We start from the raw sequence: 1,409 nt of genomic DNA, 5'->3' as shown, positions 1-1,409 counted from the left end.
CGCATCAAACGCCTCAGCGAACACCGGGAAAGACGCATACAACCCACGCCCCATCCCCACCCGCTGACTCCCCTGACCAGCGAACAAGAACGCCGTCCCCCCACGCCTGCCAACCATGCCCCGCACCACCGAAGCCGACGGCTCACCGCGCTCCAGAGACTTCAGCCCGGCCAGCAGTTCCTCGCGGCCGGCTCCGACCACGACGGCGCGGTGGTCGAACCGGCCGCGCGACGCCATCAGCGACAGGCCGACGTCCTGAGGGTGCGTTCCTCCCTCAGCGGCGACGAGCTCATACAGCCGGCGTGCCTGGTCCGGAATGGCCTCCGCCTTCGGGGCGGAGAGCGCCCACAGGGTCGCGGCGTCGCCGTGCGGGCTCTCCTCGGGTGTGGTGCCCTCGGTGGTCTCGTCCGTCTTCGCCTGTTCGAGGATGACGTGGGCGTTGGTGCCGCTGATGCCGAAGGAAGACACCGCCGCCCGACGCGGACGGTCCGTCTCCGGCCACTCCCGCGCCTCCGTCAGCAACTCAACAGCCCCCGACGACCAATCCACATGCGGCGACGGCTCATCCACATGCAACGTCCTCGGCAACACACCATGCCGCATCGCCAGCACCATCTTGATGATCCCCGCCACACCCGCCGCAGCCTGCGTATGACCGATATTCGACTTCACCGAACCCAGCCACAAAGGCCGCCCAGGAGCACGCCCCTGCCCATACGTCGCCAGCAACGCCTGCGCCTCGATCGGATCACCCAGCTTCGTGCCCGTACCGTGCGCCTCCACCGCGTCCACATCACCCGCCGACAGGCGGGCGCTCGCCAGAGCCTGCCGGATCACCCGCTCCTGCGAAGGACCGTTCGGCGCCGTCAGACCATTGCTCGCACCGTCCTGGTTCGTAGCCGAACCACGCACCACCGCCAGGACCCGATGCCCGTTCCGCTCCGCGTCCGACAACTTCTCCAGCAGCAGCAGACCCACGCCTTCGGAGAAGCCGGTGCCGTCGGCCGAGGATGAGAAGGACTTGCAGCGGCCGTCCACGGACAGGCCGCGCTGGCGGCTGAACTCGATGAAGGTGTTCGGCGTCGCCATGACCGTCACACCGCCCGCCAACGCCAGCGAGCACTCACCGTTACGCAGCGCCTGCGCCGCCAGATGCAACGCCACCAGCGACGACGAACACGCGGTGTCCACCGACACGGCCGGACCTTCCAGACCGAACGTGTACGAGATGCGGCCGGAGGCGACGCTTCCGTAACTGCCGTTGCGGAGATACCCCTCCAGCTCTTCTGGGACGTGCTGGAGCCGTGATCCGTAGTCGTTGTACATGACGCCGGTGAAGACACCGGTACGACTCCCCCGCACCGCCGCCGGATCCATCCCCGCACGCTCGAACGCCTGCCACGCCGTCT

General features: G+C 68.3%; 1 protein-coding gene. It reads right to left on the bottom strand.

All coding sequences use genetic code 11. From position 1 onward, the window contains the following. A partial coding sequence (locus tag PV679_RS35985) for a type I polyketide synthase (protein WP_319685492.1) occupies positions 1-1,409 on the bottom strand: 1,409 nt, incomplete at both ends.

The sequence above is a fragment of the Streptomyces sp. AK02-01A genome, from assembly GCF_033795305.1.
Classification (GTDB): Bacteria; Actinomycetota; Actinomycetes; order Streptomycetales; family Streptomycetaceae; genus Streptomyces.
The sequence above is the reverse complement of the archived record's forward strand: the minus strand, read 5'-3'. Positions and strand labels throughout refer to the sequence as shown.